The sequence below is a fragment of the Rossellomorea vietnamensis genome, from assembly GCF_025398035.1.
In the GTDB taxonomy this organism is placed as follows: Bacteria; Bacillota; Bacilli; order Bacillales; family Bacillaceae_B; genus Rossellomorea; species Rossellomorea vietnamensis_B.
The window spans coordinates 3,321,312-3,344,806 of sequence record NZ_CP104558.1; the positions used below are offsets into that span (position 1 = coordinate 3,321,312).

Genomic DNA, 23,495 nt, shown 5'->3' on the forward strand with positions numbered 1-23,495 from the left:
GATTGACACCGGTTTTTTGTATTTTTTTAGGGATTGATTTAGTGATTAATAGAATCTGAGTGATATAATTGGTGTAGGAAAATGGAATCATTTGATAAGGGGGAGGCCAAGGATGAACAACGAAAAAGGGATAACATTACTTGAAGTGCTTTTATCCATGGTGCTCTTATCTATCGTTCTCTTAACCATTGTGAATTTCTTTCCCCAGATGGGAAGGATGAATGTATATAATGGCGAGAAAATGAAAGCTGTTAACATAGCCAGGACAGAACTTGCTGAGTGGAAAGATAATGGGAGCCTCGTAATCCCGCCGCCTCCATATAAAAAAGAGACGGGACCGGAGCCGGATACGTATTTTTATTATACAGCGGCAATAGATGGATTTAATTTGCATGTCATGATCAATAAACAATCTGATCTGGACGCGGTCGGATCACCCTCTTCAACAAAAGCACATTCAATCCAGGTCCAGGTCCTTGAAGATCAAAAAGTAGTAAGTGAAACCTATGGCTACATGATGGTTAATGAGTAAGGGGGCTATGCAATGATACATAACGAACGTGGGATGACTTTGGTAGAAGTCCTTGCTACTATCACCATCTTGTCAATTGTGGGTGTAGTGATATGGAATATTTTCTTTCAAGGGATGAATTATACCAAAAAGGCAGTCTCTCAAAATCGTATCCATCAGGAAGCGAATATAATAAATATGAAATTGACCAGGATACACCAGAATATTAATGATTACTCAATAGAAAGCTCTGATTGTGAAATCAAAGTAATATACAATGGTAAAGATAAAGGTAAACAACCAGAACGGTTTCATGATGACCGCATGTGTTTTGCAGTGGAGCAAAAAAAGAAAATCAATGGTTCGAATTATATAAGTCTTACAGTATTGGATAAATTTCATTCCGATAATACTATAGTTCTAGAGACGGTTCTCTATCGATTGGGGGGCAAAGAATGATGACGATTAAACCAACAAATGAAAGAGATATGCACTGGTAACCGTCTTATTAATGATCGTCGTGTTCATGGTGATTTCGTTATCTTTCATGAGTCAATCTTTTACGAGTGTAAAACAGAATAAAGAGGTGGAGAAGGACTATCAATCGGTGGCGTTGGCGGAGATGGGTGTGGAGTATTTTGAAGGAAAAGTGAAAAATGTTCTGAGGACTTCCGACATCAAAGATAGTGATAAATTGGGAACAGAAGTCATAGATTCTCTGGAAAATGGAGATTTGACAAAACAGATCGAAACGGAATCTTTTTTTCGAATTCCGAGGGATAAAATAACCTTTAATCTTCCTCAAAAAGACAATCCACTTGTCTTGAACTTTGAAAGTTTAGGAAGCAAAGAAGGGAAAACAACGACTTTACACACCACCATGACCATCCCTATCAAAAAAGGTTCAAATTCATCAGTTGAACTGCCTGATTTTAATTCCATCCCGATACCTCAAAATGTTCGGAAGGAATGCAAAAATCCGACATTTATAGATAATGCCTGTAAAGAAATATTAATTATAGGATCCGGTTCCTATGCTCAAAACCATAATAACCTGGATGGCAAACGTATTTATACAACCGGAGCCTTGGCCCTGGACGGAAATGCAAACAGTATGACGGATACGGAAATTCATACAGATGGGTCTATGTCACTCGGCAAAAATATGAATAATGCTTCAAAGGTGATACTTGAAGTAAAAGGTGCGACGGCCTTTGGGGGACAATTACGATTGGACAGTTCCACGGTTTTGATTGGAGGGAGTATGAGCGTCGACGGACATATGGATTTGGATAAAACCACCGTTTACGTTGGAGGGAGCGCTTCCGTTTCGAAACATCTATCCATAAGTAGTGATTCCAAAATGTGTGTGGCCGGTGATTTGGAAGCCAATCAAATTGAAATAGGGGGCAAGCTATTTATAAAAGGTACTGTACGTGGAAAGATTAAGGCCGGGCAGCCAACTTATGTGGATGACACTAACTTTATTGAAAAATGTGGAGTACGCAGCACTTCTCAAACGCTAACCATTCTTTGGAACGATATTTCCACAGATGTTGATTACCGATGAAACCTTCCAGGTTGATGGAAGGTTTTTTAGGTATGAGGATGGAGTATATCTCATCCTTTCCCTGTTCTAAATCATATATATGCTAAAACCCCCTGGATCTCATCAAGATCCAGGGGGCTAATTAACATTATGATCCACTAACCGCAACTGTTCTCATGTCATCGATATAATCCTTCAGCTCCCCAGCCGGCACAGGCCTGCTAAAGTAATACCCTTGAGCATACTCACATTCCAATTCCTTCAACCATGCCAACTGTGATTCTGTTTCCACCCCTTCTGCCACGATGGTCAGATTCAAATGCTTGGCCATGGCATGAATCGCAGATACGATCGCTTTATTGGACTCATGATCGTCGAGTCCCATGATGAAGCTCCGGTCAATCTTAAGCGTTTGAATCGAGAATTTCTGCAGGTAGCTTAACGAGCTGTATTCAATGCCGAAATCATCGATGGCGATCGACACGCCGATTTCCCGCAGAGCATTGAGTTTTGCCAGGGCTTCTTCCACATGGTGCATTGTCGTGCTTTCCGTGACCTCGAGTTCGATGAGTGAAGGGGGGACGTCATAAGTGTTTAGAACATCCCTCACCATGTCCACAAACGTAGCATCGTGGAACTGACGGGAAGAGACATTGACTGAGACCTTGAACGTATGACCCTCCTGAATCCAGATTTTCAGCTGCTTGCAGGCTTCAATCAGGATGCGGTGTCCGAGTGGAATGATCAGCCCCGTTTCTTCAGCTAATGGAATAAAGTCGACGGGTGAAATCAGCCCTTTTACTGGATGATTCCACCTCACCAATGCTTCCACCCCGACGATCTTATTCGTCGTCAAGGAGAATTGAGGCTGATAATACAGCTCAAACTCTTCATTGATCAGCGCTTTTCTCAGGTTTTCCTCAAGCTCGATCGGGTTTATTCCTTTCTCTTCAAGCTGGTCGGAAAATAAAAGCTGATACGCGCCTTCGCTCTTTTTCATCGTATACATGGCGACATCAGCCTTTTTCAAAAGGGTGGACAAATCACGCCCGTCTTGAGGGTAAAGGGATATCCCGATAGAAGTGGACGTGATGATGTCATGGCCCCCGATATCGAATGGGGTCTCCAGACTTTCATGAATCGCTGCCGCCACCTTATGGACATCGTTGCGGCAACCGATGGAAGGGAGCAGGACAATGAACTCGTCACCGCTCATCCGTGCAATGAAGCCTTTCGTACCCAGTACTTTTACGCACCTTTTCCCCACACGTGAGATGAGTTCATCCCCGTATCCATGGCCCAATGTGTCATTGACGATTTTAAAACGATTCAAGTCGAGAAGCAGGATGGCCATCTGCTCGTGACCCTCCTGTACTTTTTTCTCGAACTCTTCATTAAAATAGCGCCGGTTTGGTAATCCGGTCAGTTCATCATGGTAGGCGAGGTACTGGATTTGCTCCTTATCCCGGATCGCCTCCGTAATATCCGTCGCCAGGACATGTGCACCCGTCACTTCCCCGTTGAGATGAATTGGCACCACGATCACCTGAATGGACATGATGTGCCCTTTCCGGTGGGGGAATTTCATTTCGAATTTTGACGCCTCCCCAATCAGGGATTTTTGGAAAGCGGTCTGGATCTGGTCCAGATCCTTTTCCATTACATACGAATGGAACCCTTGTCCGATCATCATGTCGATGGGGTAGCCCGTCATTTCCGCCGCCCTGTTATTGGCCTCTATGATGACGGCATCCCGATTATACGTAAAAATGGCGGAAAGATTATTCTGATATAAGGACCTGTATTCCTGTTCTTTCTCGTAAATGTCCTTCATCTGTTTTTTATGCAAATCATTGGCCAATTGGTCCGGGATGAACCAGAGTGCCAGCAGGATGCCCATTTCAATGATGAAGGGTAGCATCTGATTGTTTTCTACCCGGGACAGCTGCGGGCCATATTTCTCCGGTGAAAGAAGGGAATAAGCCGTCAGATAGGTGATTCCTGAGAAACCAAGCCCCATAATGAAGCTCCAGAATGCGTGCGTTTTCCCTCCATAGGAACTGCTTTCCTGATTATTAAGCTGCAGGAGCATCCGGAAAAAAGGAAACGTCACGCCAAGTGTCATCAGAATCGTCAACCCTATGTACATCGGTTTGAATTCAACATGAGGATAAATCAACCCTGTATACGTGGCAAAATTCCCCGCCATCATGATCAGGGAAAAAATGAATCCTCCCTTGATGAAGTGAACCTTATCCGTATTCACGTCCTGAAAAAGCCGTAGAGAAAGAAAAATGCTGAAAAAGCAAACCACGATAAAGATCGGAGCGAAATAGACGAACCGCTGGATGAAGATGTCGTATGAAACCATCAACGTCACTGAAGCGTGGAGCAGGCAATAAAAAATTGTATAAATAAAGGAAGGGAGCCATAACTCCTTTTTGGTTACCAGTTGTTTCTGGCCGTTTCGCTTGAACGCTTCCTTCAGTGCCAAATAGCTGCAGCCGGCCGATAATAGAACGCTCATGGTTATATTGATGAAAATGAGTAGAGAATCAGCCATTTGTACCTCCGTCCAAATACCTATTTATAACAGTATATCATGTATTTCGACGGAATTTTCCTATTTTTTCATTTTATTGACAAGAGTTCTTCACCGACTTGTTTCCAGCTGCCTGGTCAACAGGATGGCGTTGTTCAGCTGCTCTCTTTCCACATAGTAATCATAAAGCACCTTTCCATACCGTTCGATCAGCAGCAGGTTCCTTGTTTCGATAAAATAGGGCAGTGCTTCACGTTCCAAATAGGAGACATATTCATCCCGGCACTGGTTCTTTTTGAGGGAGAACAGTTCGAACACCTTAAGAAATAAAGAGCTTTTCAAACGTTTGCTTAATTGGAGCCCAAGGTGGATGTGCTTCTCCAGCTCTTTATCGGTGCACAGCTCACCTTCCATGCAGGCATCCGTAAAATTTGACAATCTTCTCAAGTAGGTGAGTGAGCCTTTCTCCGCAAGCTTGAGTGCTTCTTTGAAGGAGAGGCTGGCCCGTGAAAAATCGCCTCGATTGTAATACTCATAGCCTAAGTTGTTCAATAGCATTCCTTTTTGCTCAAGGAATCCGAGGGAATCACAATCCTCGATCAGATTCCGGTACCTTTCGGTCAAATGGTTTTCACCACTTAATTGCAGCAACATGACGGACTCTGCTTTAATGGAACCAAGGTAATTATTCGTCTCTTTAAAATAACCCAGTGCTTTCTCCGCATAGAAGTATGCCATGACCTTATTCCCAACGCATTGGTAGGCAATGGATAAATGATAATAGCATTCATGATTATGGTAGTCATTCATATCAATTTTTTGTAACACGTTGATGGCTTTCTGCTGGTTCTCATCCGAGTTTCGATTGATATAGATGATCCCCTGGACATGATGAAAGAGATTGGTTTCAAAAGCCGGTAGATTCAAAGGATTGATGGAATCGAGAATGGCACAAGCTGCTTCCGTTTTTTGATGTAAGATATAGTACCTCGCCATGAGCAGATGAAAATGGGTACCGTACTTGGAGGATTCAAGAAAAGCGGACTTCTCCAGCTGTGCTTTGATCTTTTCCACAAGATTCATCCTTCTCATGATGATACTGTTATGCCAGAGATGGAGCTGCTTTTCAAGGTGTTGGAATGTCTCGATTTCATGATGGATATCAATCCCGAGCCGTTCAGAAAAAAGGGAGATGATCTCATCCGAATAAGCTGTTTTTCCCCGTTCGATCTTACTCACATGTGTCGTGGTACATATGCCCTCTCCGAGCTGAGACTGGGTCAGACCTGCTTTCTCCCTGTAAAAACGAATGATTTCCCCCGTGTGCATGAGTGATCCCTCCAGTGTGATGTATCATGATGAGTAGTATTTGGTGAGGATGCTGGATTTTCCTGCATAGCAAGGGGGATGAAAGATAAATGAGAAGGAAGGCATGGGGTTTTGGGGGTTATTGGATGGGGAGTTTAGATGCACGGCAGAGATTTTTCGACAAGTCGGCATGATTAATTGAAATTCGGCATGATTCCCGTGTAGCTGGCATGAAAAATTTTCATACCGCATGAAAATCCTAAATCACGCTTGATCCTTCCCGAAAGTGGCATGATTCCTGAAATAGACGTGAGAAGGATATGAAAAAGTCCGGTTACAATGGAAGAATAACCTCCCTTAATCCCAAAAAATCCTCAATCAAACAAAAAACCTCCCCGAACCATCCGGAAAGGTTACTTCAATCGCTCAATATCTCCAATCATTTCCTCATAAGGAGGATTTGACACCCCTTCATACTGCTTCAACAATACGCCGTTTTCGCTCACCAGATAAAAGGAGGTCCCGTGCACAAACTGATTCGAACCCTCGACCTTTGCTGCGGGAGTTTTAAACGACACATTAGCGAAGTGTTCAATCTCATCCCGGGAGTATCCCGTCAGGAAGCTCCAGTTCCCGGCATCGAATTCATATCGGCTGCTGTATTCCTTCAGCACTTCCGGCGTGTCATGCTCCGGATCGACGCTGATCGAAACCAATTGGACTTCATCCTCCAGTCCAGCCTCTGCAATTTTCTTTTGAAGCTTCGCCATATTCGCCGTCATTGGCAGGCAGACCGTATCACAATTGGTGAAAATAAAATCGGCTACTACGATCTTTCCTTTATTGAGAGCGGCAAGCGACGTCTTCTCTCCATCCTGATCTACCGCGGCCAAATTCCCGACCTCCACCTTCATCGGAAACGACTCCTCCACACTCTGACCCTGACATCCGCCCAGCAGCAGAAAACCCAAGGCGACAATCGAAACCATAGACTTCACACCCACTGCACTACCCCCTTCTATAATAGAGGTCCGTCCCTCATCGTGGAGGGACGGACCTTGCTTGTTAGTCGATGAATTGTTTGTCGATGAGATCGGTGAATTCTGGTTTTTCTTTCAGGAATTTGAGTTCGTAGGAGGAGTCGGCGAATGCCTGGACGGCGTCTGAATCCACTTTGTAGGTGAATCCGATTCGTTCCCATGCCTGGTCGACGACTTCTTTACTCAGTTCCTGGCCTGTGACTTCTTTTACATCTTTGATCGTGATTTCTTTTGCTTCTTCAGGATTCTCTTCTATAAATGAAGTCGCTTCTTTATGGGCATCGACGATTTTTTGAATCGTGTCCGGATTTTCTTTTACCGATTTTCCTGACGCCACGAGTACGGAAGCAGGAAGGGTTTCCCCGAAGGAAATTTCATCATGATCGATGATGATGTTGGCGCCGGTTTCCTGTTGGATTACGGCTGCCCATGGTTCAGGTGCGACGGCAATGTCGACTTTTCCGGATTTCAGCATGTTCGCATATTGTGCAGGATTTCCTGTTACGTGTTTCATCGTGCCCCCGATGCGCTGGGACTCGATTCCGTGCTCGCCGAGGAACGTTTCCACCTGAACATCATGTGTACAGCCGACTGCCGGAGTGATGAAGGATTTACCTGCAAAATCCTCTACGGACTTCACGCCGCTTTCTTTACTCGCAAGGACAACGGTTCCTCCTGTTGATCCGCCGCCGATGATTTTTACGTCGGCACCGGTCATATAGTTATTCATGGCTGGACCAGGTCCTACAAGACCCGCATCGATGTCACCCGTTTTCAAGGCGGTCATGAACGACGAACCATCCGGGAACGTTTTGTACTCAACCTTCGTGCCGTCTCCCAGTTCTTTTTCGTAAAATCCTTTGTCTTTCGCCACCATTGCAGGAACGTGGTTAATATTCGGGAAGTAGCCGATGACGACTTTCTTGCTGACGTCTCCCGAGCTCTTTTCAGTCCCGCAGCCGGCGAGAATCCCAAGGAATGTGAAGAAAATCGTGAGTAGTAAAAACATCTTTTTCATTATTTATCCTCCTAATGGCGGGTGAATCCGCAAATTTTGTTTATGATTCCAATCCCCAGCGTTTGATGACGGATTTCTCGATGCGCTGGAAAAGCAATTGATCGACGATGGCCCCGATGACACCAATGATGATCATGACGGCGATCACAAGGCTCATGTCACCGAAATCCGAGGCATAGCGAAGCGTGTATCCAAGCCCAGGACCTGTACTGAGGAGTTCGCCTGCCATCAGTGCCCGCCAGGCGAATGCCCAGGCAAGGCGTGATCCGGTGACCACATAGGGGATCGACGCCGGGAAGATGACCCGGATGAATAAGTCCAATCCCCTCGAGCCCATCGTTTGTGCGGCTTTCAAAAAGAGGGGGGAGATGTTTTTGATCCCCATCCGGATATTCAGGGCCATGACGAATGTTCCCCCGAGGATGACCACGAATATGACGGCTTTTTCATTTAGTCCGAACCACATGATGGCTAAGGGCAGCCAGACGATGCTCGGTACACTTTGAAAAGCGAGAAGCAAAGATCCTAGCGTATCGTCGGCGGTTTTTGATTTGGCCAGAAGTACGCCGATGCTTGTGCCGATGATTAATGAAATTCCAAGTCCGATGAAAAGCCGTTTGAAGCTCGCGATCAAATCAATGATAAGGGTCTGATCGGCAATGCCTGTGTAGAGGGCATGGAAAACGGATGTAGGGGATGGAAGGATGATTTCCGTCCAGAATCCCAATCGTGACCCGGATTCCCAAAGGCCGATGATGAGGGCAAAGAAGATGATGCGTTTAAGAGCTGTGTTCATAGGCCAATTCCTCACTTATCACTTTGTCGATTTCCTTCTTTAAATAGCTCATGATATGTTCTTCGATTTTTACCATTTCTTCTTTATGGGCATCTCGTGGACGAGGGAGATCCACTTTGATATCTGCTAGAATCGTTCCGGGCCGGGTCCCCATGACGATGATCCGGTCTGATAGCTTGATAGACTCCGAGATACTGTGAGTGACGAAGAGTACGGTTTTTTTCGTCTCCATCCAGATTGTTTCAAGCTGATGATGGAGGCGGGAGCGGGTCTGTTCATCCAAGGCGCCGAATGGTTCATCCATGAGCAGGATCTCCGGATTCATGGAGAGGGCACGGGCAATGGCCACCCGCTGCTGCATCCCGCCGGACAGTTCATGGGGATAATGATCCTGATAGTTTCCGAGCTGGACCATATGTAAGTATTTGGCGGCCTGGGCCCTTGCTTCTTTCTTGGACATTTCTTTTTTTAGGGGAAATGTGACGTTGTCCCGTACATTCAGCCACGGAAACAGAGCAGCCTGCTGGAAGACCATGCCCCGGTCTTTTCCGGGTTTCTTTATCGGATTTCCGTCGACAAGGACTTCTCCCGATGTAGAGTCGGTCAAGCCTGCCACAATCGAAAGGAGGGTGGATTTCCCGCAACCCGATGGTCCCAGTATGGATACGAATTCGCCCTTATCAATCCCGAGATTAATCTCTTTTAACACTTCAGTGGGCTTACCCGTCTTATCAAGATATTGCTTATTTAAATGGTTGATCTCGATGAACATCTCATCACCCCTTATCTCATAATTCTTATTAGTTTAGTCGGAATATAAATAATACAATTATAGTATATTGGGGGAGGTTGTCAAGGTTTCCTTTATTTTGGAAACAGAAAAAAAGGAGGGTTTGTCAACCTAATCGGGATAATTGTAAATAAAATGAAAAAATATCCAAATAAATGAAATATTCACAGGGTCAGCATCGTCTAATGTATATAAAGGAAAAACGGGGAGAATGGGATGATTCGATCTACACGTTTCTCGTGCCATGCGTTAAAAAATTTCCCTTTATGACAGGAGGAAAAAAATGAAAAATGTAAACAAAGAAAACCCTTCACGAACTTCAAAAATTTGGAAAGGTGATAAACGGGGTAGTCTCATTGCAACAGCACTTGGTATTTTCGTATTTTCATTGCTTACCATTTACATCATTTCAGGAACAGAGAAAGAACCGGAACATGAACGATATGTTCAGGCAGAGGAGGAAAACCCAGCAGTTTATGAAGAGATAGAAGGGAACTTGCAGAGTACAGAAGCTGGCCAAATGTTAAACTCTATAGAAGAGTACAAATTGAAGTCGGCTCAGTATCTTAAAAAAATGGCAGTGGAACCAAGGACGGGGGTCGAGGAAGTTGACCAAAAGACAGAGAAGATAACGGACCAAGAAAACCGTTTAGAAAACAAAAAAAAGTCTGTCATAGTGGAGGACGAAACCAATAAGCCGAAAGCAGAAGCTGAAGAGAATAAGCGTAAGGAAGAAGAGAGAGTGGCCCAAAAGCGCAAAGAAGAACAAGCTTCGAAACCAAAAGAAATGAACTCAAGCGTTCCGGTGACGAAAGAAAAAGAAGAAAGCGTAGATGAGAGCAGTCCGGAAGATGAGCTGTACCCGATGGAATTTACGATGACAGACCCCAACGGCCATACGTTTAAACTGAGTCGAGATTTCAGTATCTATAAAATCGGAAAAGGATATGACGATATTGCGAGAAGATATGGAGCGCGTTTTTATTACACTCCAAACTCGGATGTGTCGTATGTCATCATTGGAAGGAAAATCATCGCCACCGTTTCACTTGTATCAGCTGCCAATGTGGAGTATAAAGACCTTTTTATCGACCTGATGACCTTCCAGTCTAAACAGTATACAAGGGAAGAGTTCGCAGCCTTGGTTGACACTGTCATCCAGAGCGGAGAACCTTATATTGTCGAGGAAGGGGACTCGGGAGAATTATTAAAGGTGGAAAATGGAACAATCGTTTATCATAGTTGGTAGAATGAGGCAGTCATCTATATAAGTCCCAACAAGAGGCATCCTGTGGAGGGATGTCTTTTTTATGACGTGGAAATCATATATCAACCTGTATTTTAGAAGGTCAGATCCCGCCCCCGGCAAAGACCTCCTCTTCTTTCCCATCATCCCCTCACAAATATCTGAAATGGTTAGCCCTTTTGCACACCATTCTCCATATCTAGTAAAAAAATAGGAAAAAATAATGATTTTATTTACTAAAATGTTTACTATAATAGCGCTTTCACGTTATACTGGTTTTAAAGATTTAGAAAAGTCTCCATTCAACTTGGATGAATGGTTAAAAAGAGAGGTCAAGGGAGAGGAGCTACACCTATGTTATTCACAATTGTTTCCTTCATATTTTTCACACTTCTTGTTGCGTTGATTTCGTATTGGAAAACAAGGGACGAGGATCTGGGCACACAGGAGGGGTACTTTCTTGCAGGGCGCAGCCTGACCGGCTGGGTGATCGGGGGATCGCTCATGCTGACGAACTTATCGACAGAGCAGCTCATCGGGTTAAATGCTCAAGGTTACTCTGACAATATGTCGGTGATGGGCTGGGAAGTCGGGTCAGCGATTGCCCTTGTTCTTGTCGCGTTTTATCTGCTTCCCCGCTATTTAAAAGGGGGAATCACGACGATTCCTGATTTTTTGGAAGAACGATTTGATTCAAGTACGAAGCAGATCGTGACGATTCTCTTCCTGTTTGGATATGTCTTTAACTTATTGCCTCCCATCCTTTATTCAGGGGCGGTTGCGCTTTCCGGGATCTTCAATGTTCCTGAAATGCTAGGAGTGGACCGCACGACTGCACTTTGGATCACGGTATGGTCAATTGGGATCATCGGTTCCCTGTATGCCATTTTTGGTGGATTGAAAGCGGTTGCTGTGTCCGATACGATCAACGGGATCGGATTATTGATCGGCGGCTTGATGATACCGGTCATCGGTTTGTTTGTTCTCGGGGATGGTTCCCTTTTCAGTGGATTTAACACCATCATGGAAAACACGCCTGAGAAATTGAATGCGATCGGGAAACCTGAGGATCCGGTTCCGTTCAGTACGATGTTTACGGGTATGCTTCTCGTCAACCTTTTCTATTGGGGGACGGCTCAGCACATCATGCAGCGTGCCCTCGCCGCGAAGAATCTGAAGGAAGGTCAGAAAGGGGTCCTGATCGCAGCCGCACTCAAATTGATTGGACCATTTTTCTTGATTCTGCCTGGTATTATCGCGTTTAACATGTTCGGTGAAAATCTTGAGCCGACGGATGCCTATCCGCGACTGGTGAATGAAATCCTGCCGACACCACTTGTCGGATTCTTTGCAGCCGTGTTGTTCGGAGCGATTCTATCATCATTCAACTCAGCGTTGAATTCGTCAGTGACGCTGTTTACGTTAAATATTTACAAGCCATACGTTAAGCCCGGTGCGTCGGACAAGCAGCTTGTGAAAAACGGGAAGTATTTTGGGGTACTGCTGGCAGTATTTGCGATGATCCTGGCACCGCTCATCGAAAAGGCGCCTCAAGGATTCTTCCAGTATCTACAGATAGTAAATGGTTTTTATAATGTGCCGATCTTCACCATCATCATTGTCGGGTACATGACGAAGCGGGTACCTGCCATTGCAGCGAAAATTTCCCTCTTTGTATTCATTACGTTGTATGCGATTACACAGCTGTTCTGGGATACAGGCCTTCACTTCCTTCATATCCTGGGAATTCTGTTCGTGCTATGTTCCGCACTGATGCTCCTGATCGGGAAGTTCAAACCGAGAGATACGGAATATAGGCTGGAGGAGTCACATAAAGTCGATATGACTCCATGGAAAATCGTCTATCCGATCGGGGTCGCCTGTACGATTGCGATGATCATCATTTATATGGTTTTCTCTCCACTGGGAATAGGAGCATAAAATCGATAACGGACAGTCAGGCCAACGCCTGACTGTTTTCGTCTATATCTACCTAGAAGCAGAATGAAGAAGTTAGTAAAACTTTTACTAAAATTTTATTGAAATTTCATCACTATTGTTTTATCATAAGATTGAAAGCGGTTTCTGTATTTTCAGTCAACGCGAAATGCACGAGAAAAAAATGGAAGATTGGGATAAAACGTAGGAGGAATCAGCATGCATGTTGGGCAACTTTTAAGGAGCTTTAATGATATTTTCGGCAGCGGAGCGAACCGTGTTTTCTTTGCTCCCGGACGGATCAATTTAATCGGGGAACACACAGATTATAACGGCGGGCATGTGTTTCCATGTGCCATCACGTTCGGCACCTATGCGGTGGCGCGGAGACGGGAAGACCGGCTGGTCCGCCTGTATTCGCTGAATTTTGAACATACGGGGGTCATGGAATTCAACCTCGATCGTTTAGAGTATGATATAGATCATGACTGGGCGAATTATCCGAAGGGGATGATCCGGTATGTGAAGGAAGCGGGACATTCCGTCGAAAGTGGAATGGACGTCCTTTTCTACGGCAACATTCCCAATGGGGCCGGATTGTCTTCATCAGCATCCATTGAACTGGCGACAGGGGTCATGCTCCAAGGATTATTCAATCTATCCATCGACCGCATTGACCTCGTCAAGACGGGACAAAAGGTGGAGAATGAATTCATTGGTGTCAACAGCGGGATCATGGATCAATTTGCGATTGGAATGGGAAGAAAGGGAGCGGGGATCTTACTGGATACGAACACACTCCGATATGAATATGCCCCGATTGATTTGGAGGATCACAGTATTATCATCATGAATTCCAATAAGCGCCGGGAGCTTGCCGGATCAAAATACAATGAACGGAGAACGGAATGCGAATCGGCTCTTCAAAGCCTGCAATCGGTGACGGATATCGGTTCACTCGGTGAATTGACAGAAGAGGAGTTCGAACTCCACAAGCATGTGATTCAGGATTCGACAGAAAGGAAACGTGCCAAGCACGCGGTTTACGAAAATCGCCGGACGCTTCAGGCTCTTCAATATTTGAAAAATGATCAGCTTCAGAAGTTCGGGGAATTGATGAACGCATCCCATATCTCACTTCGGGACGATTATGAAGTGACGGGGAAAGAACTGGATGCACTTGTGGAAGCAGCCTGGGAGCAGCCGGGTGTCGTCGGCGCGAGGATGACCGGAGCAGGGTTCGGCGGATGCGCGATTGCCATCGTGGAACGTGACTGTGTAGAAGGATTCATTGACGCTGTTGCCGGAAAGTATGAGGAAGCGGTCGGGTATGAGGCGACCTTCTATGTAGCGGATATCGGAAATGGTGCGACAGAATTAGATAAAGAGGTGATCGTATGAACGTGTTAGTACTGGGTGGTGCAGGATATGTCGGATCTCATGCGGTGTATCAGCTTGTCGAACAGGGTTATAGAACCATCGTAGTGGATAATCTCGAAACGGGGCACAGAGGCGCCGTTCATGAGGAAGCAGTTTTTTATCAGGGAGATATCAGGGACAAGGATTTCCTTCGATCTGTATTTGAAAAAGAACAAATCGACGGAGTCATCCATTTTGCCGCGAATTCCCTGGTCGGCGAATCGATGGAGAATCCATTGAAGTACTTTGATAACAATGTGTACGGCACACAGTCGACCCTTGAAGTGATGAATGAATTCGGTGTGAAGCATATCGTGTTCTCGTCTACGGCTGCAACGTACGGTGAGCCTGAACAGGTGCCGATTACGGAGAAGATGAAGACGGACCCGACGAACGCTTACGGTGAAACGAAGCTCGCCATGGAGAAGATGATGAGATGGTGTGATGAAGCCTATGGAATCAAGTTTGTTTCGCTGCGCTATTTCAATGTGGCGGGAGCCCGGGGTGTAATCGGGGAGGATCATGCTCCTGAAACCCATCTGATTCCGATCATCCTTCAGGTGGCCCTCGGTCAGCGTGAACATATCACGATTTTTGGAGAGGACTATGATACGCCTGACGGTACGTGCATACGGGACTACATCCACGTGGACGACCTGATCGAAGCGCATATCCTGGCCCTCGATTACCTGAAGCGTACAGGGGAAAGCAATATCTTCAACCTCGGAAGCAGCCGGGGCTTTTCAGTGAAAGAAATGATTCATGCGGCAAGGGAAGTGACGGGCCATCCGATTCCGGAGAAAATCGGGGAACGAAGAGCTGGAGATCCGAGCAAACTGATCGCGTCTTCGGAAAAGGCCAAAAAAGTGATGGGCTGGGAGCCATCCCGCACCTCGATTGAAACCATGATCGGGGATGCCTGGAAGTGGCACGAAACCCATCCGAATGGTTATGACGATAGAAAGGGAGAGTGACGGAGGATGAGCATTTTCTTGACTGTGGACACATTGATCGATAAAGCGGTAACGGCCGAATTGATCGGGAAAGAAGATGAAGTCTATGCACGTAACCGGATCCTTGCCCTTTTGAAATTGGAAGCGTACCAGGCGGAAGGGACGGATCAATCTGAAAAAGCCTCGATTCCGGACCTGCTTGAAGTGCTGACGGCATACGCAGTGGAAAAAGGCATCATCGAAGATCTGTTTGATGAAAAAGAAATGCTTTCTGCAACCGTGATGGACTGCCTGGTGGCCCGTCCCTCGGTGATCAATCAAACGTTCGCGGCCCATTACAAGAAGGATCCCAAACAGGCAACGGATTACTTTTACCAGCTGAGTCAGGACAGCAACTACATCCAGACGAAGCGGATCAGTCAAAACATCAGCTACAAAGTGGATTCTGAGTACGGGGAACTGGACATTACGATCAATCTATCGAAGCCGGAGAAAGATCCCAAGCAAATCGCCCTGGAAAAATCCATGCCGAAAAAAGATCAAACGTACCCACAGTGCCTGCTTTGTGTGGAGAATGAAGGGTATGAGGGCCGGATCGGTCATCCGGCAAGGGCGAATCACCGGATGATCCGCCTGAATCTTGCGAATGAAAGCTGGATGCTGCAATATTCCCCTTACGTCTATTACAATGAACACAGCATTGTCTTATCGGAAACCCATCGACCGATGGAGATCAATCGTGCCGGATTCGAGCGGCTGCTTCATTTCGTTGATCAGTTCCCACATTATTTTGCCGGTTCGAATGCCGACCTTCCGATTGTGGGGGGATCGATCCTTTCCCATGATCATTATCAGGGAGGGCATTACGAATTTGCCATGGAAAAGGCGGAAATCGATTTTACCTTTTCAATGAGTCATCACCCTGAAGTGGGGGCCGGGATTGTGAAATGGCCGATGTCCGTGGTCCGCTTGAACAGTGGGAACATGGAAGCCCTGCTTGCGGCTGCGGAAGAGGTTTTATCAGAGTGGAGAAGGTATAGTGATCCCGAATCAGACGTCCTTGCCTTTACAGGGGACACACCTCATAACACGATTACCCCCATCGCCCGCATGCGTGACGGGAAGTATGAAATGGATCTTGTCCTGAGGAACAATCGAACGGATGAAAAGCATCCCATGGGAATCTTTCATCCTCATGAAGATGTTCACCATATAAAGAAAGAAAACATCGGCTTGATCGAAGTGATGGGGCTGGCCGTTCTGCCTGCCCGGTTGAAAGAGGAACTTGGAGAAGTAGAGAAAGCCTTGTCAGGTGAAGATCACCATGTGGCCGATTATCATCTTCCGTGGGTGGGAGAGCTGAAGGAGCGTTATCAGAACGTGACTGCAGACAATGTTTCAGGCATCGTCAAAGAAGAGCTCGGTAAGAAATTCGCCCGCGTCCTTGAAGACGCCGGTGTATTCAAGCGGAATGAACAAGGACAGCAGGCATTCAAGCGGTTTGTTCAAAAGTTTGAGTCATCAGATAGATAAGCAATCGTGAAAAAATATTGAAAGGGAAATAAGAAACCAGAGTAAGTGCGGGTTTCTTATTTTCTCTATACTAAACCAAAGTGGGGGATAACTATGTTTTTAGGTGTCGATTACTATCCGGAGCATTGGGATATCGATTTGATAGATGAAGACCTTTCACGGATGAAAGACATGGGCGTGAATATGGTCAGGATCGGCGAGTTCGCCTGGCACTTGATGGAGAAGGAAGAAGGCCGATTCGATTTCTCCTTTTTTGACCATGTGCTGGAAAAAGTCAAAGCGAACGGAATGAACGCGATGTTCGGGACACCGACGGCGACATTTCCAGCGTGGCTGGCAAACAGATATCCCGATATCCTCAATGAAGATATCAATGGAGTGAAAAAATCGTTCGGTGGAAGAAGGCAGTATTGCTTTAACTCTGAAACGTATCAGAAATACTCCATGCGCATCGCTGAAAAATTGATCACTCATTACCGTGACGAAGAAGCCATCGTTTCATGGCAGATCGATAATGAATTGGGGCATGAAGATAGTGACATGTGCTACTGCGGTAGCTGCCTGCGTGGATTCCAGGAGTTCCTGGAGGAGAAATATGGGTCCATTGATGAATTGAATGAGCGATGGGGGACGATTTTCTGGGGACAGACGTATAACGGATTCTCTGAAATCCCGGTTCCCAAACAAACGATCACCGTTCATAATCCGGCGATGATGCTCGATTGGTCCCGTTTCCGTTCAAAGTCGTTGAGCCGATTTGCCCTGAAGCATGTGGACCTTGCGAAGCGGTTGAAGGGTGATCATCAGACCGTGACGACGAATCTTCCGGGAGGATTGTTCGGAAAGTGGTTTGATTCCAATGAGTTTTCACGGGATCTCGATTTTGTTTCCTATGATAATTATCCTGTGTGGGGAGGCTTGAAGGAACCGATTTCCCCGGCCCACCTGTCCATGACCCTGGATTTTATCAGAGGATTGAAGAAGCAGAACTTCTGGATCGTCGAAGAACTGATGGGGGCCCAGGGGCATGATGTGATCGGATATTTACCACGGCCGAACCAGGCAAAAGTGTGGGCGTGGCACGCGTTTGCCCACGGCTGTTCCAATATGCTCTTCTTCCGCTGGCGCGGGATGAACCGGGGAGCCGAACAATACTGCCTGGGGATCCTTGACAGCAACAACCGTACGACACGGAAGTTCAATGAAGTGAAGAAATTTTTCAATGAAGTGAAAGAATATGAGGAGCTATTCAATTCTCCTGTCAAAGCGGATGTGGCTCTGTTATACGATTTCGATAATATCTGGTCATGGCGGATCCAGCAGCAGAACCCGAGCATCGACTTCACGGAAGAAGTCCTTCGTTTGTATGAACCGTTCCATAAGCAAAATACAGCGATCGACGTATTGAGATATGATCAGGATTTTTCAGCGTACAAGGTTGTACTCGTTCCTGTCCCTCAACTCATCGATCCCGCATTGACGGAGAGGCTTGAGGAATTCACCCGGAACGGCGGGAGGGTCATCGTGTCGTACCGTGCAGGGGTGAAGGATAAGGACAATAATCTCGTGTTCGGGAGCATGATCCCGGGAGGATTGTCCCCGCTTCTCGGCATAGAAGTGGAAGAATCCGAATCGCTTCATGAAGGACAGTCTGTACCCGTCGTGTCCACCGATTCAGATCGAAGGACGACGGCGGAATACTGGCGGGATCTGGTGAACCTGACGACGGCAACGTCCCTCTATCGCTATGATGACCCATTTTACAATGAGTACGCCTGTGTGACGGAGAATACAGTCGGATCCGGGAAGGCGTATTATATCGGAGCAGGAATCGAGAAGAGGATCGTGGAAGAGATTACAGCGAAAGCCGCTGGCGAGGCAGGTATCGAAACCGTCGAAACCAATCCTGGAGTCGAAGTTGTCTCAAGAACCGTCGAAGGGAAGGCATACAGGGTCATCATCAATCATAACGGCTATGAAGAAACGTTTGGTGAACTGACGTTAAAGCCTTATGACTGCGTGATAGCAGAAGTGTAGAACGTATCATGATCGGAGAAAAGGATGATGGATGAAGATGGATGTGAAGAGAAAGCCGTTTGGTGAAATGGATGGTCATGAAGTTGACTCGTACACGTTACTCAATGATTCCGGAATGGAACTGACGTTCATTACGTATGGCGGGGCCATTACGAACATTCTTGCCCCCGATCGTGAAGGGAAATGTGAGAATGTCGTGCTCGGTTTCGATACGCTCCAGCAATATGTTGAGCATGAGCATTATTATGGGGCTCTGATCGGAAGGGTTGCCGGCAGGATCGGCGGGGCCGGGTACTCTTCCAACGGGAAACGTGTGGAGCTGACGGTGAATGAAAGCGGGAATCATCTGCATGGCGGAGACAAAGGTTTTAATCGTGTGATCTGGACCGTCGAGGAAGTGACTGTTGGAAGGGATGAAGTGAGCGTCCGCTTATTTCATCTGAGCTCTGACGGAGAAGAGGGCTACCCGGGGAACGTCAAAGTGGACGTAACATATACGCTCACGAATGAAAATGAAATCATGATCACGTATCGGGCTGTACCCGACCGTGATACTCCCATCAATATGACGAGCCACAGCTACTTCAATTTGAGCGGTGATTACAAAGGAGATATCCTGTCCCATCGATTGAAGATGGATGCGAAGGAGATCCTTGAGCTTTCCGGAGATAATGTGCCGACTGGAAAGCTGATTCCTGTAAAGGGGACACCCTTTGATTTTCGTGAAGGAAGAACGATCCTTGATGGGATGAAGTCGGGCCTTGAGGAAGGGTATGACCATGCCTTTGTTTTAAATAATGAAGATGGAGTCATCTCCCTTTCACATGAAAAAAGCGGCAGAGGGATGACGGTTGAAACCGATCAGGAATCGGTCGTGTTGTACACGGGAAATCATCTCACCGGCGAACTCTTGACAGGTGGTGTCACAGGGCGGAATCATCTTGGTCTTTGTCTTGAAACCCAAGGGTATCCGGATGCCATAAACCACCCCCACTTCCCTTCCGTATTGGTAAAAAAGGGAGAAGAGTATAGTGCTTCTACCACATATAGATTTTTTGTAGAGGAATGAAATGAGTAGCATATTTACATCACGGGACCACATCTTTCTTGGGAAGGTGTGGTTTTTTAGTGTCAGATAGGAAAATAGTCGTTTTTAACCACATCTTAAAGGGTAACCCTATACTAAATACCAAAATTTTCTTAAAACCAATAGGAGGGACCCAATTTGATCAGCCAAACGCGAGATATCGTTCAGAAATCATTGGATGCGTTACTGGAGGACCAGTCATTTTTACCGGAAGTGAAAGGAGAGAACCGAAAGAAAGCGTTTACGTCATTGACGTCGATCCTGTCGACGCCGAATCACGTACATAAATCGTATCTGAGGATTCCCCTCGATGATGAGAAGGTCGTCCGGATCCCGGCGTTCCGGGTTCAGCATAACAATGCCCTCGGGCCTTATAAGGGAGGGATCCGTTTTCATGAGTCGGTGAACGAGGAAGAGGTTGTGAACCTGGCGTCATTGATGACGTTGAAGAATGCCCTCCATGACGTACCGTTCGGCGGTGGGAAAGGCGGGATCATCCTGAATCCCCGCGAATATTCCGAGAAGGAGCTTCATTTGATCGCGAGGAAATATGTGCAGTACTTCAGTGATATCCTGGGACCTGATAAGGATATCCCGGCACCTGATATGGGGTCCGGTGAACGGGAAATGGACTGGATGATGGCCGAGTACAAGAGCATTCGCCCCGGGATGCCCTACAGAGGCAGCTTTACCGGGAAGAGCGTCGTGAACGGCGGGTCCCTTGGTCGACGGGAGGCGACGGGGAAAGGCGTGTTCTTTACCTTCCGTTACCTCGTCCATAATTTCGTGAAGGAACAGAAGAGCCTGCTGACGAAGACGGATAATGTGTTTGCGAAAACGGCCCTTGATTATGAGGACAGACCCCTGACGATCGCCGTCCAGGGCTTCGGGAACGTCGGATCAGTTGCAGCCCTTGAAGCCCATCAGTCCACCCATCTGCAAAATAAAGTGGTGGCGGTGAGCGACCGGAATGTGACAATGTACAATGCAGATGGCCTCGATATTCCGGCTTTGGTCGAGTTTACGATGAAGAATAAGGGTGACCTGCCTACTGAAGATGGTCAGTTAAAGGAAATCGGAGTCAAGGCGAAAATTCAAGAGCGAGATGAGGTCCTTTATCTGGACGTTGACGTTCTGATGCTTGCTGCCCTTGAAGATCAGGTGCATAAGGATAACGTAGGGAAAGTGAAAGCCGGGATCATCGTCGAAGGAGCGAATGCGCCGATCACGACAGAAGCGGATTCGTACTTGAGTGAAAAGGGGGTCATCATCATCCCTGATATCCTCGCCAATGCCGGAGGGGTGATCGTCTCTTACTTCGAATGGCTGCAGGGCAGGGAAACCCAGTTCTACACAGAGGAAGAAGTCTTCAACCTCCTCTACGACAAAATGAAATCCACCCTCGACACCGTCCTGCCCCTCTTCTTCGGAGACCCATTCCCGCTCCGCCAGAACTGCTACATCCACTCCGTCATGAAACTCTCGACGGTCCTCTATCGACAGGGAAAACTGTATTAATATTTGAGGGACGGACCTTTATTCCTAGGAGCTGGTGCTAGGAATGGAGGTCCGTCCCTCTCATTTTTTTTATGCAGGGTGTCTTTCCTTCTTCCCTTCGCCTATATAAAGGGTGAAAGGAGGTGAGGCACATGGCAACAGCGGATCTGAAGTCGACGAGAGTTCGTCTCGCTTACAATGACGGGCAGGATGAGAAAGGCAAGCCTAAGTTCGCGTACAAATCGTACAGCTACATCAATGCCCTGGCATCAGCCGATGAGATGAACAGTGCGGCATTATCCATCGCAAGTCTTTCATCCAAAGCGCTTTTCAACGTGGAGAAGCTCCAGAGTTTTGACATTAATGAGTAAGAGAAGGTGAGTGATATCACATGGGAAGGAGGTATAAACGATGGCGAAAGTATTGGAACTGGAATTTAAAACGGAAACCGGGAAGTCGGCGAAGTTATCCATCAATGACCCGATCGATCCGATCGATACAGTGGCAGTGAAAGCCGCGATGGACAACCTGATTGCCACCAATGTGTTTGCAAGTTCGACGGGTGCATTTGTGAGTGTGGAAGGTGCGCGGGTGGTGGAACGTAATGTGACGGATTATGATGTAATGTAATGGCCGGCGTCCGGGATATCAGTAATAGCTGACATCCCGGACGGTTTTTTTGTGTAAAGCATTCTCTTATTCATACCAACTATCACTATATGAGAGGCTGTTCTTTTTTATTAAGTAAAATAAATAAAAATTTTTACTAAAATTAACTTGACTGATATCTGAATATTTACTAAAATCATACATAAGATGTAAACGCTTTCTTATAAGTAGCATTTTCGGGAGACGATTACAGCTCTTTTAATCTATGAAAAACAAGGGGGACAAGGGGTATGAAGAAGGTTTTCGTTTTAATGGGTATCATTGCAACGTTGATCATTGCCGGATGCAGTTCGGGAAGCAGCGGTTCTGAAAGCAAGGACGGGAAGGTGACGCTGACTGCCTGGGCATGGAACGTCAACGTCGGGGCTCTGAATGATGCCGTCAAGGAATATCAAAAGAATCACCCGAACGTGAAATTGAAGGTGGAGGATATCGGGCGACTTGATGTGTATGACAAGTTATCCACCGGCTTAGCGGCTGGCGGTGTCGGTCTGCCGGATATCGTACTGGTGGAAGACGATCGTATCCATGGTTATGTAGAAGCATTTCCTGAAGGGTTCTTGAATCTTTCTGATAAAGGATTCTCTGATCATGAAAATCAATTCCCATCGTTCAAAAATGACCTGGCGCAAGTGGAAGGCAAATACTACGCCATGCCGTTTGATGCGGGTCCTGGAGGAATGTTCTATCGCCGCAGCCTGTTTGAAAAAGCAGGAGTGAAAGCGGAAGACATCAACACATGGGATGATTTCCTTGAAGCCGGGAAGAAAATCAAGGAGGCAACCGGTTCATACGCCATGCCGCTTGATATGTTCAAGGATGACCCGACTTTCCGTATGATGCTGAATCAGCAAGGTGTCTTCTACTATGACAAAGAAGGCAACATCGATTTAACAAATCCTAAAGCCGTGAAGGCGATGGAAATCCAGAAGAAATTTGCCGATGCGGATTTAATTAAAAACGTAGACGGATGGAATGGTGTTGTTTCATCGACAGTCGACGGTTCCGTTGCGACGATCCCGTTCGGTGCCTGGTACTACGGAACGATTGTCGATCAGGCGAAGGATACAAGCGGTGACTGGGGCGTGTTCTTGCTTCCTGCGGTCGAAGAGGGCGGCAATCGTGCTTCCAACCTCGGAGGCTCAAGCTGGATGATTCCTGCAGCAAGTGAAAATGCCGATGCAGCGTACGATTTCCTGGAGTACTTCTCGACAGACAAGGATACTCAAATCATGGCGATGGAGGACTACGGACTGTTCCCATCCCTGAATACGACGTATGAGTCAGACGTATTTAACGGCGAAGTGGAATTCTTCGGAGGACAAAACATCTGGAAATTGTTTGCGGATGAAATGAAGGACGTCCCGACAGCCTACTACACGAAGGACTATTCCCTTGCATTGGATGAAGCCATCAAAGCACAGGCTGATACATTCAATGGCACAAAAGCGGAAAAGGCCCTTGAAGAAGCGGCAAAACGCTTAAGTGATCGTACGAAACGTGATATTAACAAGTAAGAAATAAGAAAAGAGAGAGTTAGAGCCAAGGGGTTCTTGTGGTCT

20 protein-coding genes are annotated in these 23,495 nt (G+C 46.5%); 14 read left to right on the forward strand and 6 right to left on the reverse strand.

The window, feature by feature from the left end:
• Positions 1–112: 112 nt before the first annotated feature.
• The 3 genes from N5C46_RS17035 to N5C46_RS17045 all read left to right on the forward strand — a co-directional run bounded on the left by N5C46_RS17035 (position 113) and on the right by N5C46_RS17045 (position 2,081).
• A complete protein-coding gene (locus tag N5C46_RS17035; RefSeq protein ID WP_261749513.1) occupies positions 113–532 on the forward strand; it encodes a type IV pilus modification PilV family protein in 420 nt (139 codons plus the stop codon).
• Positions 533–544: 12 nt separating this feature from the next.
• Entirely contained in the window at positions 545–970 is a 426-nt protein-coding gene (locus tag N5C46_RS17040; RefSeq protein ID WP_261749514.1) for a type II secretion system protein, read from the forward strand.
• 169 nt (positions 971–1,139) lie between these two features.
• Positions 1,140–2,081, forward strand: coding sequence for a hypothetical protein (locus N5C46_RS17045; protein WP_261749515.1), 942 nt, complete (start codon positions 1,140–1,142; stop codon positions 2,079–2,081).
• A 127-nt stretch (positions 2,082–2,208) separates the two neighbouring features.
• Here N5C46_RS17045 and N5C46_RS17050 read toward each other — a convergent pair whose 3' ends face one another.
• The 6 genes from N5C46_RS17050 to N5C46_RS17075 all read right to left on the reverse strand — a co-directional run bounded on the left by N5C46_RS17050 (position 2,209) and on the right by N5C46_RS17075 (position 9,536).
• Entirely contained in the window at positions 2,209–4,623 is a 2,415-nt protein-coding gene (locus tag N5C46_RS17050) for a putative bifunctional diguanylate cyclase/phosphodiesterase (RefSeq protein ID WP_261749516.1), read from the reverse strand.
• 90 nt (positions 4,624–4,713) lie between these two features.
• Entirely contained in the window at positions 4,714–5,931 is a 1,218-nt protein-coding gene (locus tag N5C46_RS17055; RefSeq protein WP_261749517.1) for a helix-turn-helix domain-containing protein, read from the reverse strand.
• Positions 5,932–6,323: 392 nt separating this feature from the next.
• Positions 6,324–6,914 (reverse strand): SCO family protein, encoded by a 591-nt coding sequence (locus tag N5C46_RS17060; RefSeq protein ID WP_261749518.1) that lies wholly within the window; start codon positions 6,912–6,914, stop codon positions 6,324–6,326.
• A 61-nt stretch (positions 6,915–6,975) separates the two neighbouring features.
• Positions 6,976–7,968, reverse strand: a complete 993-nt coding sequence (locus N5C46_RS17065; protein ID WP_261749519.1) for an aliphatic sulfonate ABC transporter substrate-binding protein — start codon at positions 7,966–7,968, stop codon at positions 6,976–6,978.
• A gap of 40 nt (positions 7,969–8,008) precedes the next feature.
• The gene (locus N5C46_RS17070; protein WP_261749520.1) at positions 8,009–8,764 is read right to left on the reverse strand and encodes an ABC transporter permease; all 756 of its coding nucleotides are present in this window, start codon (positions 8,762–8,764) and stop codon (positions 8,009–8,011) included.
• The gene (locus tag N5C46_RS17075) at positions 8,748–9,536 is read right to left on the reverse strand and encodes an ABC transporter ATP-binding protein (protein ID WP_261749521.1); all 789 of its coding nucleotides are present in this window, start codon (positions 9,534–9,536) and stop codon (positions 8,748–8,750) included. The genes N5C46_RS17070 and N5C46_RS17075 overlap by 17 nt, the downstream gene beginning before the upstream one ends.
• Positions 9,537–9,837: 301 nt before the next feature.
• On the opposite strand from N5C46_RS17075, the gene N5C46_RS17080 reads away from it, so the two are divergent.
• The 11 genes from N5C46_RS17080 (at position 9,838) to N5C46_RS17130 (ending at position 23,450) form a co-directional block, all read left to right on the forward strand.
• Entirely contained in the window at positions 9,838–10,803 is a 966-nt protein-coding gene (locus N5C46_RS17080) for a hypothetical protein (protein ID WP_261749522.1), read from the forward strand.
• Between the two features lie 351 nt (positions 10,804–11,154).
• Positions 11,155–12,741 (forward strand): solute:sodium symporter family transporter, encoded by a 1,587-nt coding sequence (locus N5C46_RS17085; RefSeq protein ID WP_261749523.1) that lies wholly within the window; start codon positions 11,155–11,157, stop codon positions 12,739–12,741.
• 216 nt (positions 12,742–12,957) lie between these two features.
• Complete coding sequence (locus N5C46_RS17090; RefSeq protein ID WP_261749524.1) at positions 12,958–14,139, forward strand: galactokinase; 1,182 nt, start codon at positions 12,958–12,960, stop codon at positions 14,137–14,139.
• Positions 14,136–15,131, forward strand: coding sequence for a UDP-glucose 4-epimerase GalE (galE, locus tag N5C46_RS17095; protein WP_261749525.1), 996 nt, complete (start codon positions 14,136–14,138; stop codon positions 15,129–15,131). Before N5C46_RS17090 ends, galE begins: the two co-directional genes overlap by 4 nt.
• A 6-nt stretch (positions 15,132–15,137) precedes the next feature.
• Complete coding sequence (galT, locus tag N5C46_RS17100; protein ID WP_261749526.1) at positions 15,138–16,643, forward strand: UDP-glucose--hexose-1-phosphate uridylyltransferase; 1,506 nt, start codon at positions 15,138–15,140, stop codon at positions 16,641–16,643.
• Positions 16,644–16,736: 93 nt separating this feature from the next.
• Positions 16,737–18,680, forward strand: coding sequence for a beta-galactosidase (locus tag N5C46_RS17105; protein WP_261749527.1), 1,944 nt, complete (start codon positions 16,737–16,739; stop codon positions 18,678–18,680).
• 37 nt (positions 18,681–18,717) lie between these two features.
• A complete protein-coding gene (locus N5C46_RS17110; protein ID WP_261749528.1) occupies positions 18,718–19,749 on the forward strand; it encodes an aldose epimerase family protein in 1,032 nt (343 codons plus the stop codon).
• Positions 19,750–19,905: 156 nt separating this feature from the next.
• Positions 19,906–21,285: a Glu/Leu/Phe/Val family dehydrogenase gene (locus N5C46_RS17115; RefSeq protein WP_261749529.1), complete on the forward strand. Its 1,380-nt coding sequence runs from the start codon at positions 19,906–19,908 to the stop codon at positions 21,283–21,285.
• Positions 21,286–21,416: 131 nt separating this feature from the next.
• Positions 21,417–21,635 (forward strand): DUF1659 domain-containing protein, encoded by a 219-nt coding sequence (locus tag N5C46_RS17120; RefSeq protein ID WP_261749530.1) that lies wholly within the window; start codon positions 21,417–21,419, stop codon positions 21,633–21,635.
• Positions 21,636–21,675: 40 nt separating this feature from the next.
• Positions 21,676–21,894: a DUF2922 domain-containing protein gene (locus tag N5C46_RS17125; protein WP_061810406.1), complete on the forward strand. Its 219-nt coding sequence runs from the start codon at positions 21,676–21,678 to the stop codon at positions 21,892–21,894.
• A gap of 269 nt (positions 21,895–22,163) precedes the next feature.
• A complete protein-coding gene (locus tag N5C46_RS17130) occupies positions 22,164–23,450 on the forward strand; it encodes an ABC transporter substrate-binding protein (RefSeq protein WP_261749531.1) in 1,287 nt (428 codons plus the stop codon).
• Positions 23,451–23,495 lie beyond the last annotated feature (45 nt).